Genomic DNA, 12,995 nt, shown 5'->3' with positions numbered 1-12,995 from the left:
GCAATTCAGGCAGCTTGCGGCTGGGGTTCGGCATTGATGGCGGCAGCCAGGATGCGCTCCTGGGTCAGGCCTTGATTGACGAAGTCGCCACGTAACTGGCCTTCGCCCATGACCAGGACACGATCGCTCATGCCCAGGATTTCCGGCATCTCGGAAGAGACCATGATGATCGCCACGCCGGTTGCGGCCAGATCGGCAATCATCTTGTAGATGTCGTACTTGGAGCCGACGTCCACCCCGCGCGTGGGTTCGTCGAGGATCAGCACTTTCGGCGCGGCCAGCACCATCTTCGTGACCACGGCCTTCTGCTGGTTGCCGCCCGAGAGGCTGGCAATCGACAGCGCCGGGCTGGCGGTCTTGATGCGCAGGCGCTTGATTTCACGATCGACGGTAGCCAGCTCCGCGCCCTTGTCGACACGCACGCCGCGTGCGTATTGCGCCAGCGTGGCGAGCGTGATGTTTTCGCCCACACCCATCAGCGGCACGATGCCGTGGCGCTTGCGGTCTTCGGGCACCAGGCAGATGCCGTTGGCGATGGCGTCAGCCGGCGAGCCCACCTTGACCGCCTTGCCCTCCATGACGATTTCTGCGCTGGAGCGGCCCGGGTAGGCGCCGAACAGCGCCGACACCATCTCCGTGCGCCCCGCGCCAACCAGGCCGGCAATGCCGAGGATCTCGCCGCGGCGCACGGCAAAGCTCACGCTGTCTGTTCGCTTGCGGTTGGGGTTGGTGACGTCCCAGCAGGTGACGTTGCGCGCTTCCATCACCACCTCGCCCACGCTGTGTTCCACCTTGGGGAAGAGCGAGGTCATCTCGCGGCCGACCATCATCGTGATGATGTTGTCGATGGACATGTCGGCGGCGGGGCGCGTGCCGATGTGCTTGCCGTCGCGGATGACGGTGATGGTGTCGCACACGCGCTTGACCTCGTCGAGCTTGTGCGAGATGTAGACGCACGCCACGCCGCTGCGCTTGAGGTCTTCGATGATGGACAGCAGCACCTCGATTTCCTTGGCTGACAGCGACGAGGTCGGTTCGTCCAGGATCAGCAGGCGCGCGTTCTTGGCGAGTGCCTTGGCAATTTCGAAAAGCTGCTGGTGGCCGCTACCGTAGTTCATCACGGGCGCGGCCACGTTCACGTCGGTCAGACGCAGGCGGGCCAGGAGTTGCTCGGCCTTGGCGTGCATGGCGTCGTAATCCATGCGGCCCCCGGGCTTGGTGATTTCGTTGCCGAGGAAGATGTTCTCCGTCACGGAGAGCTGCTGCACCAGCATCAATTCCTGATGGATGATGACGATGCCTGCACGCTCGCTGTCGCGCACGGAATGCGCGCGCAGCGGCTGACCTTCCCATTCGATCTCGCCCTCGAAGGTGCCGTAGGGGTAGACCCCTGACAGCACCTTCATGAGGGTGGATTTTCCGGCGCCGTTCTCCCCACACAAACCGACGCACTCGCCCGGCCTGACGGCCAGGCTGACGCCGTCGAGCGCGCGCACACCGGAGAACGACTTCACGATGTTGCGCATCTCGAACAGGGTGCCGTTGCTGCTCATGGCGTCCTCCTACTGACTACGACTGAATCAACTGCTTATTTGCCAAAGACTTGTTCGCGCTTGAAGAACCCGTCCTTGACGACGAGATCCACGTTGTCCTTGGTTAGCAGCGTCGGCGTCAGCAGGATGGTATCGACATCCTTCTTGCCGTTGTTGAGCTTGGTCGTGTACTTCGGCTGCGTACCCTTGACCAGATCGACGGCCACCTCCGCCGCGGTGGAGGCAATGGCCCTGATCGGCTTGTAGACAGTCATGGCTTGCGTGCCTTCGACCACACGGCGCACGCCGGCCAGATCGGCATCCTGGCCCGACACCGGCACCTTTCCTGCCAGCTTTTGACCGGCCAGGGCCTGGATTGCGCCGCCCGCCGTGCCATCGTTCGAGGCGACGATGCCCTGGATATTGTTGTTGTTCGCCGTCAGCGCGTTTTCAACAATGCTCTGCGCCTTCAAAGGATCCCACTCCGGCGTCCACTGTTCGCCGACGATCTTGATGTCGCCCTTGTCGACCAGCGGCTTGAGCACCTTCATCTGGCCGTCACGGAACATGCGGGCGTTATTGTCGGTGGACGCCCCGCCGAGCAGGAAATAGTTGCCCTTGGGTGCCAGCTTGACCACACCCTGCGCTTGCATCTCGCCCACCTTCACGTTATCGAAGGTCACGTAGGCGTCCACATCGGCATTCAGGATCAGGCGGTCGTAGGACACGACCTTGATGCCCTTCTTCTTGGCGCTGGCAATGGCGTTGCCCAGCACCTTGGAATTGAACGGCACGATCACAAGCGCGTCGACGTTCTGCGCGATCAGGTTTTCGATCTGGGCGATCTGCTTGGCTTCGTTGGCGTTGGCCGACTGCACGTTGACGGTCGCACCCAGCTTCTTGGCCGATTCGACAAAGTAATCGCGGTCGCGCGTCCAGCGCTCGACGCGCAGGTCGTCGATCGAGAAGCCGATCACCGGCGCTTCCTTGCTGGCGTGAGCCGAGGTGGCGGCGAAAGTGAGGACCGCTGCAGCGGCAATGGTGTTCAGTCCGCGGGAAAGCATGAATGTCTCCTTCTTCATTGATGTTGTCGTTCAGAACGCTATGCCGGCTGCCAGCCCGATTACGAACGCGTTCTTGCTCTGGCTGGTGCCGTCCGGATACAAGATGTACTGCAGATTAGGACGGTAGTACATCGACGGCTCGTGTGGCTAGCCGCAGGACGGCTTGCGCACATTGATTCGTCGCCATCACGCACGATGACGCTTTGGCCGGCACAGGCATCCGGTTCACGGGCCGGTTGGGACTGCAGAATGGTCAAAATTGACAGCGCTGTCAATCTCGGGATTTGCCCTAGGGTCTGGGGCGCCACACGCAATGTCTCCAACGCCTCGCAATGACGCGCATTGGCTCAAAACTAGGGCAAGTCCCTACATTGACAGCGCTGTCAATTCTCCTCATTCTCCTGTCCGAGCTCGCCAAGAGACTCGGCTCGGAACGAACAAAGACAACGCCAAATTGAGGAGACGAAAGCTATGCGTACCAAGAACCCATCCCTGCGAATTGCCACTGCCGCCGCTGCAGCGCTGCTGGCAGCCACCAGCGGCCTGGCCGCGGCACAGAGCAGTGTCACGCTGTATGGCCGCGTTGGCGGCGGCATCGACTACACGAACAAGATTGCGACTGCAAACGGCACAGCCAGCAACCTGCAATACGGCGGCAATCAATGGGGGACCAGCATGTGGGGTCTGAAGGGCTCCGAGGATTTGGGTGGCGGGCTGTCTGCCGTGATGAACCTGGAGAATGGCTTCAATTCGGGTTCCGGTTCGTCGGATGCGCTGTTCAATCGTTACGCTGTCGTGGGGCTGTCGAGCACCACATACGGCACGCTGTTGCTCGGTCGGGCCATGGGCATCCCCGATGGCGAGACATGGTCGATCGATCCAATGGGTCTGCAGAACATGGGCGCCGAGACGCTGCAGGCCAATCGCACCTGGGGCTCGCGCCCGAAGGCGATCACCTACAACTCGCCGACCTGGGGCGGCTTCTCGTTCCGCGCGCAGGCCGGTCTGAACGGAACGGCGGGGAACTTCAACGCCGGTAGGCAGCTTGCTGGCGCCTTGGCCTACCAGAGTGGCCCGCTGATGCTCAAGGCCTTCTATGAAGAAATTCGCGATACCCACGGCGAGTTCACCAACCTCTATACGGCTTCCCGCTTGTTCACGGCCGGTGGCACCTATCAGATCGGCGACCTCAAGCTGTTTGGTGGCTACAGCCGTATTCAGTCGGGTGGCGCCACCACGGCGGACGCGGATAACCCGAGCGGCGCGACCCGCCAGCAAACCTACTGGCTGGGGGCCAACTATCAGGTCACACCGGCCTTGACGCTGATCGGCGGTGCATACAGGGCGAACCGCAACCAGGGCGGCGGAAACGGCACGCTGCTGACGGTGGGCGCCAACTACTACTTCTCGAAGCGCACGTTGCTGTACGGCACCATCGGCACCGTGATGAATGGCAGCAATGCGTCTTTCTCGGTTGAGGCAGGTGGCGGCAAGCCGGCCCCGGGTTCCGGCCAGCAAGGTGTGTACACCGGGATCATGCACTGGTTCTAACGCGCTTTGCGCCGTGTCCCCGAGCACGATGGCGGCATGGCCGCTATCGGCGCTGTCGCCAATCGGCCCCATTGCGCCCACTTCTGTTTTGCCGCCGACGCGGTTTCCGCAGCCGGGGCAGATGCAGCTTCGGCAGGCGGGTCTTCGCTCTTGATCGTGTGGGACGGGGCCGGCGCCCGGCGGCCTAGGTCTTTGCCAATGGCGGTGGCGCTGCGTTCCAGGATCGAGCGCGTCCCCTTGAAGCCGCCCCACGCGGCGCCGATCGTCCAGCGGTTGATCTTGGTCTGACCACGACCTTGCTGCCATAGAACAGTGGGGCCATCACCGTGATGGCCTTAGGGCCTATCCGCGCGCCGCCACCCACGTCCAGCACGTGCGAGATCTGCAGACGCAGGGCGTCGGCATCGCCCGCATCGGCCTCCGATGCCATGGTCACGTTGTCGATCTTATCGACCTTGTTCATGTTGCGCACACCTCTCTCTTCCAATCCAAAGAGCCGAACAGCCAGGTCGGCATACATGAGTCTCGTGGCCAGGTGGCCTGGCTTGCCGATGCCTTTTCCAGGCCCAACGCGTTGACCGGTTCCACGGTCGAGAAGAAGCCCAGCCGGCGGTGATGGCGCTCTGCCGCTCGCACGCTGATGGTGGTGTCGAGGTGGGTCCTGCTGGTACCCGGAGCGTCGACCAACACGATGTGCCGATGCGCGCGTCGACTCGAGAAACTCGTCGCGGTGAAGCTGCCGCACCGGCCCAGTGCATCGATCAGGCCGGGAACGGTGGCTGGCGGCGTGGAACCCAGTATCAACTCAGGGCAGGCCGGAAGGTCAGCAACGCGGGTACAGCGCGGTTGCCTATCCAAATACCGGCGCTCGGTGTTGGGCAGCGCGTGGCTGACGATGCACCGAGCCGGCCTTGACTGATACAGGATGTTGACCCCCATCAACGCCGCGTTGCTTGCGCCCACTACCCTCAAAAAGTACTGATCCTGGACAGGCGTTTGCAGCGAGACAGACCAGCCCATGGTCGAAGCGACATCCCTTGCATACAGGCCTATTAGGCTGCACACACGCGATATCGCGCACGTCCATTGCAAGCCTCAGCGCAGGCACGCCGATGTATCGCAGCGAGAACATCATGAACACACGAAACGTGGTGCGGCTCGGGTCGATCGTGACGATCGCAGCCTTGGCGGTGATCACCGCAGGCGGGCCAGCCCTGGCTGAGCGAGGCGGACATTCAAGAGGCCGTGGTCACGTGGGCGTAGGCATCTATTGGGGACCGCCAATCTTTGGCTATCCATATCCCTACCCGTACGCCTTTCCCTATCCGTACTATCCGGAGTACTACCCTCCCGCCGTGATCGCGGTGCCCTCAGAACCGCCGCAGTACATGGAGCAAGGTGACACGTCTGCAACGACTCCGCAGGCGCCCGAGCCCAGCTACTGGTACCACTGCGCGAAGCCAGCCGGCTACTACCCCTACGTGAAGAACTGCCCAGGTGGCTGGCAGAAGGTGCCCGCCGAACCTCCCGAGCGCTAGCGGGGCTCGGCCGCCTGCGCACCGGATGCGCAGGCAGTCCATCCACATTCGTGCTGGAGCGCAAACATGAAAAACGGTCTCTCTCTTGGCCTGTCGCTGGCAGCATTGACGCTCGCTGCCTGCACGGTCATGCCCACTGCACCCAGCGTCATGGTCTTGCCTGGCAGCGGCAAGACCTTCGACCAGTTCCGAGTCGATGATGCCAATTGCCGTCAATTTGCCTTTGCCCAGATCGGTGGTGTCAGTGCAGGCCAGGCCGCAGCCAACAGCGCGGTTGCCAGCGCTGCTGTCGGCACGGCGGTTGGGGCAGCGGCGGGTGCAGCCTTTGGCGGTGGGCGCGGAGCAGCAGTGGGTGCTGGCGCAGGCCTGTTGACGGGTTCGGCAATCGGCGCGGGCAACGCGCAATATGCCACCTATGGCACACAGCGCGGCTACGATGCGGCCTACATTCAATGTATGTACGCGACCGGCAACCGGGTCCCGGTGTACGGCAATATGATTTCCCGTCCAATGGGGCCTGCGCCCCGGTACTACTCCCCCTATCCGCCGCCGCCACCGCCGGGATACTGAAAGGGCACCACGACTCCGGAGTGTCTTGCTGAGTACTTGTGGCTAGGTGTGGCCATAGGGCAAACAGTCTTCGCCGGAGACCATCTGGAGGGGCTACCGCTCGCACCTTCAGCGTGCGGTGTCTCGGCAGTGCTGACGCTGGCCTGTTCACCTCTCATCAGCACAAAATCGAAATGCCTTTGCATTTGTTCTCCCATGGATTCTGCCGTCGAGGCAGAGCGCATCTGGCGCTGGACTTTCGACAGGTCAGGTCGCCGCATCGGGCTCCTCCAGCCTTGCCAGCATGACGTTGCGCGCTGCGTCGCGAAGCTGCAGGCCGGCCTGCCAGTCATCGCCGGATGCGCGCAAAGGCTTGCCGATCAGTACCTTGAGCTGGACGCGCCTCGGCCACCATTGCCCGTCGCGCAGCAGCGAGCGGGTACCAATCAACGTGATGGGCACAACTGGCGAGCCCGAGCGGGCAGCACACAGAAATGCCCCCAGCCTGAAAGGCATCAATCCGGGCTCGCGTCGAAATGTCCCTTCCGGAAAGAAAGCCAGGGATTGCCCCGACCGAACCTGCTGTTCCAGTTCGCTGGTTTCTTCGATGCCACGAACACTGTCGAACCGTTCGACAAACGCGCAGCCGAGTCGGCGCAGCAGGATTGATATCACCGGATTCCGCAATAGCTCCCGTTTGGCCACGTAGGTGAATCTGGCGGGCAACACGGCTGTGAGCAGAAGCGCGTCCACGTAGCTGGAATGATTGGCGACAACAACGATAGGTTCTTGGCTGTCGAGATTGCACGCCCCCTCTTGCTGGGGTGAAAGCCCGCACAGCGCGAACCCAATGCGTGCGCCCACCTTGGCGATTCGCCGGCGCATGGTCAGTCCGGGTGCCAGCGCAAACGCGAGCGAGACCAGCGGAGCGAGCATGACAAACACGGCCCACGCCCACGCGCTCCATAGCCACTCGCTGATGCGGTGTGCCAGCCGGGCAGAGCGAGTCGCGACTCCAGCAAATTCAAGACGGACAATCTGCCGCCACGGAGCCCGTTGGGTGCTGCCAAGCTCGCCACGCTCATACATCTCGCGGCATGCCGAGCGCCGGAGCTTGCCGCTGGAAGTCTTCAACACCGTGCGCGGCGGAACCAGCGCAATCTCATCGACCGGCATCCCCATGAGGTCGAGTGCCAAGTTGTTGAGCTCGGACAGTATCCGGCCGCGCTCGGTGGCTCCGGTTTCGCGCGTTTCAGCAAGCATCACCAGCCGCTCAGTGCCCGAACGCGCGTCGGCTGTGGCGAATACCGCAACGCCGCCCTTGCGCACGCCGGGAACCCGGCTGGCCGCTTCCTCCAGTTCCTGTGGGAAAAGGTGATGCCCGGCGCGAATGATGATGTCCTTTGCGCGCCCGGTCAGATAGAGCTCTCCCGCGGCGATATAGCCCATATCCCCTGTGTCGAGCCAAGTGCCTTCGAACAGGCGTGAGGTTGCCTCAGGGTTGCGGTAGTAGCCGGTGGTTGCGGACGGGCCGCGGAATTGCACGTGTCCCTGCGCGCGTTCCGCAAGCTCACGACCGCTTGCGTCGCTGATGCGGATCTGGTGACCGGGCAGGGGCAGTCCGCACGAAACGATGCGCAATGCCTTGCTTCCGGATTCTTGTGTGGGGCGGGCGACCCCTTGATGCGATAGCACGTCGCGATCGATGTGCTCAATCAGAGGACCGCGTCCGGCCGGCGGAAAAGAGAGCCCCACGGAGGATTCCGCCAGTCCGTAGACCGGAGTCATGGCGGTTCGGCTGAAGCCATACGGTGCAAAGCGGGAGGCGAATTTCTCGATCGTGTCGGGACTGACCGGCTCGGCCCCGTTGTAGGCCAGCCGCCAGGAACTCAGGTCCAGGCCCGCGAGATCCTTTTCGTCAAGCTTGCTGGCGCACAATTCGTAGGCGAAGTTTGGGGCAGCTGAGACGGTGGCCCGATGCCGATGGATCGTCCATAACCAGAACGCCGGGCGCGCGAGAAAGGTGGTCGGTGACATCAGCACAAGCGGGAATCCGACCAGCAGGCTGCCCATCCAGGCGCCGATCAACCCCATGTCGTGATAGAGCGGCAGCCATGACACGAACGTGTCCGCAGCGCTCACGCCTGAGGCCTTCTCCATCGCACGCAGGTTGGCGAGCAGATTGGCATGCGTCAGAACCACGCCCTTGGGGTTGCCCGTGCTTCCGGAGGTGTATTGGAGAAAGGCGATGTCTTCCGGACCCTGGTTGGCGATCGATAGCGGCGTACCCCCGGTGTTCAGGTCGGCTGGCGTCAGTACCATGCGCAGTGATTCGCATTGCGCACGCAGCAGGTGGCCAAGTGGCTTGGCCGCAGCAACGGTGACCAGCATGGCGGCCTGCGCGTTTGCGATGATGCCGTTGCTACGCCGTATGTGGTCCTCGATCTGGGATGGTCGCGCAGGCGGATAAAGCGGCACCGGGATGCAACCGGCGTAGAGCGCACCGTAAAAGACCGCAAAGAACTCGCCTCCGGTCGGCAGCATGATCGCCACCCGATCACCCAGCTTGAGGCCCTTTTGCTGCAAGCCCATTGCAATCGACCTGGATTGCGCCTGCAGCACGCCGTAGCTGATGCGTTCCACGCGGTCACTTTCCGTGTACAGCGTGATATGGACCTGTTTGCCGTGCGCCTGCACGTGCCAGTCCAACAGGTCGATCAGGGTAGACGTGATGTCGGGCGGCTTTGCGGGCTCGGCAGCGTTTGCCCGAAGGTTCAGATCGGCATCTGGCCGCTCCGGAGGGCTGATCAGATCGCCAGCCGAAGGTTGGATGCCGGCAGCCTGCTCTGCGAGTCTTAGTAAGTCCCGTGGCGTCTCGGCATTGAGGATCGCTTGCTCGCCCAGTCTCACGGCGTATTCGCGTTCAATGCGGGTCAGCAACTCGGCGCGCGCCAGGCTATCCAGGCCAAAGTCACGCTCCAGAGATTGGTCGAGGCTCAATTGCCGGACGTCCGGCGCGTTTGGCCGGAGCTCCTGTGCCAAGTTTCGCACCAGGCCAAGCAATTGCTGCGCATCGATAGCGGCTTTGTATTTCGATTGCGGTTGGAAGAGGGAAGGCGAGGGACTCATCTTCGTTATCCGGAGCCGAAGCTCGCAACCGGCTGCGCGTTTCCCGTGCGTAGCGCGTGGTCAGCGCGCAAGGGCGACCTCGCGCATACGTATCGCAACCGGCAAGCTACGGCGCCAGCGCGTAGTCGAGGGGCCAGCGCCGGCGCAAGAACTCAACGATGTTCAGGTCCAGCCCCGGCGTGTGGTACGTCCAAATGAGATCGTCGCGATCGAGCTTGTTCAGCATCGTGTGCCGGATGCCTGCGTGGGCCAGCGGCAGATCTTGTGCGCGATACCACGCGGTCTCGGCGGCGGCGTCAGGGTCATCTCGATAGAAGAGCCATTCGGCCACGAAAGTATCCTGATATTGCTCCAGTGCGTGGTACATCGCCTCGGGCACCTGCAAGCGGTTGCCCACATCAATATCGACCGGCGGGTAAGCCATGACCCAACCGTCATACATGTCGTCTTGAACGCTGTGATAGAAGGCGGTCTCGTGTGTCGAGTAGTACCGCTCAAGCAAGAAGAATGCAGCAGGAAATTTTCCATTGGCCGGCCCTGTGTACCAGCCATAAACATTCTCTTCGTCGATGAGGATCATGACAGCGCACATCAAGCCGGGGCCCTTTGGCTCGTATGCCAGGAAAGCAAAAGGATCAGTCATCGCATCTCCTCCCGAAGCACCATGTAAGCATGCTGGACCGGCTACGGCAGAGGCGGTTGATCGCGATCAACCATTGCGCTTAGAAAAGGGCGCTCCCAGTCAGCCAGCTTGTCGGGTTGTGCGGCCGCTGTTTGGGCAAAGAGGCGCGATTGAAAATCATGCCCTGATCCCCACATGCGCAGACAAGAGGTCTACCGGCGCGGACGGGCGTTCGCGGTTTCCGGGAGCCTGAATCTGGGGTCGATAACCGGCCCTGTTGTATGGCGGGTGAACCCGCACTGCAGATGAGTACGCAAGACTGCGTTCAAGACGCGGACAGCTACACGCAAGCCATTAGCCGGCTGCTGGCACTTGCCACAGAGCGTGGCTTCCTGATCCATTCGGACATTGTCGACGAGCTACCTGCCGATCTGACCTCGCACGAGGCGCTCGAAGGTGTGCTGGATGCGCTCGCAAGGCTGGGCGTCACCGTGTTTGACGAGGCACCCGAGGTGACCGAGGCCGAGACATTCGCCAATGTCGATGAGGCTTGCCAGAACCATGGCGCGCTCGAGGAGGCTGGCAGATTTCTTGAAGAAGTCGTCTTTGACGCGGGTGTTTCGGCAGACCCGCTGGCCGTCTATGTGCAGCGCATGCACGCGGTTGCGCTGCTGACGAAGGACGAAGAGATTGTGCTCGCGAAAGAGATCGAGGCGGGTCGGCGTGCCGTCTTGTGGGCGTTTGCGGGGTGTCCCGATGCGCTTGAAGCGTGGACCCAAGGCAGCGATGTCAAGCGTGTTGCCGTCGATTCCGCCGCGATTGGCGAAATCCGGCAGGCGCTCGCAGCCATGCGGCGGGCGCTGCGTCGGTCGGGGCCGAAGGCGACTGCCTACCGGCGCGCCCGCGAAGCGATCTTCGCGATACTTGAGGCGAACGGACAACAGGCCCGGCTCGTGGAAGACGTGATCCGTGTCATGCACACGCTCAACAAGCTTCGCCTACAAGATGGCGAGGCGGCGGAGTCACAAGTCGATATCGAAACGCTCGTTGACGAGGCGCAGGCTGCCGAGGTTTGCGTTCGACGAGCGACGCGCAAGATGGTGGAAGCTAACCTGCGGCTCGTGCTCTCGATTGCAAAGCGCTATCAGAACCGTGGCCTCGACCTTGCAGATCTTGTGCAGGAGGGCACGATTGGCCTGATGCGCGCAATCGAGAAGTTTGAATGGCAGCAGGGTTTCAAGTTCTCGACCTACGCGACGTGGTGGATCCGGCAAGCCGTTTCACGCGCGGTCGCTGACCGCGCACGCACGATCCGTCTGCCTGTGCATGTTGGCGACAAACTCGGTCGTGTTCGTCGCACGGCGGAGCACATCCGCCAACGCACCGGACGTAAGGCCGAGTTGGCACAATTGGCGAGTGAGGCCGGTTTGCAGCAAGACAAGCTTCACGCGTTGCTGGCGGTGCCTGGTGAGCCGCTCTCGCTCAGTATGCCGGTGGCTGACGGCGACACGCATCTCGCGGATCTGATCGAAGACCACGCCTCGCGGGACCCATTCGGCATCGTGGCCGACGCGCGCATGCGCGCGTTCGTGCAGTCCCTGCTGGCGACGATGGCACCAAATGAGGCGGACGTGCTGCGTCGTCGCTTCGGCATCGGTGGCAATGCGCCGCGCAGCTACGACGAGATCGCCAAGGAGACGGGAATGCCGCGCGCGCATGTCCAGCGCGTCGAAAAGCATGCGCTGGAAACCTTGCGGGCGTCGGCGCAAGCGCAGGCGGCCCGAACATTCCTTGCGCCTGAAGCGTAAGCGCTACACACCTACGGCATCAGTCATGCGCGGCGTCGCCTATCGTCGCCTTGGCAACCATTCGAAGGCCGCGTGCGTGGAAACAAAACGCCGATCAGGTAGATGAAATCGGCGGAGGATGGAGCGGCGACCGCCGCAATCCGTCCCCCGCCGCAGCAAGACCAGCGACCAGGCCAATCAGGCCCCCTTGACCGGAATCTGCTTCGCGGCACTTTGTGCTTGCGCGGTCTTCGGAAGCATCACGGTCAGGACACCCTTCTTGAAGCTCGCCTCGATCTTGTCGGCGTCGATACCGTCTGGCATGCGGAAGGTGCGTTCGAAGGCGCCGTAGTGGCGTTCATGAAGGTAATAGTCCTTCTCTTTTTCTTCCTTCTCTTCGTGCTTCTCACCCTTGATCGTCAGACCGCCGTTGACCAGCTTCACCTCAATGTCCTTCTCGTCCATGCCCGGCAACTCGGCGGTGATCTCGTAAGACTTGTCGGTCTCCACGACATCCACGGCGGGTGCGGAGGTCAGGGCCCACTCCCGCCGCCAGAACGGTTCGATGTCGAACGTGGAACGGCGGAAGGGGAAGAGATGGAACCCGCGGTCGAAGTCATCGAATACGCGATCGATTTCATGTCGCAGGTTCTCGAAAGGGCGCCATTGCTGCAACGCCCATGGACGTTTGGGAGCACCTTGTTCGCCCGTCTTCACGGGAACCTTGGTTTCAGACTCAGCCATGTTGAACCCTCCATTTGGGACATTGGAGAATTTATTCTCGACGCGAACGCAGGCTTTGCGTTGACTGAGATCAACCTTGTACGCGCGTTGTACCGAGTGCGCTGCCACAAGACGGTCTGCGACGCGGAGGGCGGAAACGGAACCCAGAGGTTCTCGTCGCTGCTCGGCAGCGGCGGCTGCCGGAACAGTGGTGGGAGCGCCGGCTTCGATCAAGGCCGGAAACATTCCGCCGGCTTGTTGATACACGTCAAGCGATACCGGGCTCACACGTCGAACATCTAGAAAGGCAGTGACCGCGCCGCAATTGGCGAGCCCAAAGGAATCGGTCCTCTCGTTGTGCGGCGCTTATGGAATCGCAGTGGAGAACCTCATGAGCCTGCTCGAAGTTCGACATCTCACCAAGCGCCTTGGCGATCGCGTCGTGCTGGACGATGTGAGCCTATCGGTCGATGCTGGCGGGAGTGTCAGGATTTCCGTGT

At 62.2% G+C, this 12,995-nt stretch carries 11 protein-coding genes and 1 pseudogene; 4 read left to right on the top strand and 8 right to left on the bottom strand.

Going from position 1 to position 12,995, the window contains the following annotated elements:
• Window positions 1–5: 5 nt before the first annotated feature.
• Genes B4F51_RS17800 through B4F51_RS17790 form a run of 3 tightly spaced genes read right to left on the bottom strand, consistent with a single transcriptional unit; the run spans window position 6 to window position 2,728 of the window.
• Window positions 6–1,553 carry a xylose ABC transporter ATP-binding protein gene (locus B4F51_RS17800; protein ID WP_296227743.1) on the bottom strand — a complete coding sequence of 516 codons (1,548 nt, stop codon included), beginning with the start codon at window positions 1,551–1,553 and terminating at the stop codon, window positions 6–8.
• 35 nt (window positions 1,554–1,588) lie between these two features.
• Window positions 1,589–2,596, bottom strand: coding sequence for a D-xylose ABC transporter substrate-binding protein (gene xylF / locus B4F51_RS17795; protein WP_296227742.1), 1,008 nt, complete (start codon window positions 2,594–2,596; stop codon window positions 1,589–1,591).
• Between the two features lie 30 nt (window positions 2,597–2,626).
• Window positions 2,627–2,728: a carbohydrate porin gene (locus B4F51_RS17790; protein ID WP_296227741.1), complete on the bottom strand. Its 102-nt coding sequence runs from the start codon at window positions 2,726–2,728 to the stop codon at window positions 2,627–2,629.
• A 339-nt stretch (window positions 2,729–3,067) separates the two neighbouring features.
• Here B4F51_RS17790 and B4F51_RS17785 point away from each other — a divergent pair, with 339 nt between their 5' ends.
• Window positions 3,068–4,147, top strand: coding sequence for a porin (locus B4F51_RS17785; RefSeq protein WP_296227740.1), 1,080 nt, complete (start codon window positions 3,068–3,070; stop codon window positions 4,145–4,147).
• 184 nt (window positions 4,148–4,331) lie between these two features.
• Here the strand turns inward: B4F51_RS17785 and B4F51_RS17780 are convergent, their stop codons facing one another.
• Entirely contained in the window at window positions 4,332–4,610 is a 279-nt protein-coding gene (locus tag B4F51_RS17780) for a hypothetical protein (RefSeq protein ID WP_296227833.1), read from the bottom strand.
• Window positions 4,599–4,892, bottom strand: a pseudogene (locus B4F51_RS17775) (ATP-binding protein); the annotation flags it as partial. The pseudogene B4F51_RS17775 and the gene B4F51_RS17780, both read right to left, overlap by 12 nt.
• A 388-nt stretch (window positions 4,893–5,280) precedes the next feature.
• Between B4F51_RS17775 and B4F51_RS17770 the strand changes: the two are divergent.
• Both B4F51_RS17770 and B4F51_RS17765 read left to right on the top strand, forming a co-directional pair.
• Entirely contained in the window at window positions 5,281–5,685 is a 405-nt protein-coding gene (locus B4F51_RS17770) for a hypothetical protein (RefSeq protein WP_296227738.1), read from the top strand.
• 66 nt (window positions 5,686–5,751) lie between these two features.
• Window positions 5,752–6,255 (top strand): YMGG-like glycine zipper-containing protein, encoded by a 504-nt coding sequence (locus tag B4F51_RS17765; RefSeq protein WP_296227736.1) that lies wholly within the window; start codon window positions 5,752–5,754, stop codon window positions 6,253–6,255.
• Between the two features lie 246 nt (window positions 6,256–6,501).
• Here the strand turns inward: B4F51_RS17765 and B4F51_RS17760 are convergent, their stop codons facing one another.
• Both B4F51_RS17760 and B4F51_RS17755 read right to left on the bottom strand, forming a co-directional pair.
• Window positions 6,502–9,363 carry an AMP-binding protein gene (locus tag B4F51_RS17760; RefSeq protein ID WP_296227734.1) on the bottom strand — a complete coding sequence of 954 codons (2,862 nt, stop codon included), beginning with the start codon at window positions 9,361–9,363 and terminating at the stop codon, window positions 6,502–6,504.
• A 106-nt stretch (window positions 9,364–9,469) separates the two neighbouring features.
• Entirely contained in the window at window positions 9,470–10,006 is a 537-nt protein-coding gene (locus tag B4F51_RS17755) for a hypothetical protein (protein ID WP_296227733.1), read from the bottom strand.
• Window positions 10,007–10,290: 284 nt separating this feature from the next.
• Between B4F51_RS17755 and B4F51_RS17750 the strand changes: the two genes are divergently transcribed.
• Window positions 10,291–11,793, top strand: coding sequence for a sigma-70 family RNA polymerase sigma factor (locus tag B4F51_RS17750; RefSeq protein ID WP_296227730.1), 1,503 nt, complete (start codon window positions 10,291–10,293; stop codon window positions 11,791–11,793).
• A 177-nt stretch (window positions 11,794–11,970) separates the two neighbouring features.
• Here the strand turns inward: B4F51_RS17750 and B4F51_RS17745 are convergent, their stop codons facing one another.
• Window positions 11,971–12,762 (bottom strand): Hsp20/alpha crystallin family protein, encoded by a 792-nt coding sequence (locus B4F51_RS17745; protein ID WP_296227728.1) that lies wholly within the window; start codon window positions 12,760–12,762, stop codon window positions 11,971–11,973.
• Between the last annotated feature and the right edge of the window lie 233 nt (window positions 12,763–12,995).

It is taken from the genome of Ralstonia sp. UBA689 (assembly GCF_002298975.1).
Lineage (GTDB): Bacteria > Pseudomonadota > Gammaproteobacteria > Burkholderiales > Burkholderiaceae > Ralstonia.
This window is presented reverse-complemented; position numbering and strand designations above follow the sequence as displayed.